The sequence below is a fragment of the Monashia sp. HAY1-2A genome, assembly GCF_056755315.1.
Map to the genome: position 1 here is coordinate 1 of NZ_JBNDHY010000435.1, position 269 is coordinate 269.

The following is a 269-nucleotide window of genomic DNA, read 5'->3' on the forward strand; positions in this document are numbered from 1 at the left end:
TCGGAGAGGTGTCGTTCGACAGTTACAGGCCGGATCCTTCGCAGCCCAGCCAGGCCAACGCTGTGAAACTCCTGTCGGCATTTGCCGATGGCGTGGGCAACGGCAACGATGCCGGACTCTTCAAGAAGCTTTTCGCCAAGAAGGCGCCGGCCACCAGGGCCGGGATCTACCTCGACGGCGGCTTCGGCGTGGGCAAGACCCACCTTTTGGCGTCTCTTTGGCACAGGTCTCCAGGCCCCAAGGCTTTTGGAACGTTCGTGGAGTACACC

Annotated in this window: 1 protein-coding gene; it reads left to right on the plus strand. The window is 61.7% G+C overall.

Annotated elements, in window-relative coordinates; all coding sequences use genetic code 11:
• Window positions 1–269: AFG1/ZapE family ATPase (gene zapE, locus ACPYOM_RS22615; RefSeq protein ID WP_481347681.1), on the plus strand; the 269-nt coding region annotated here is incomplete at both ends.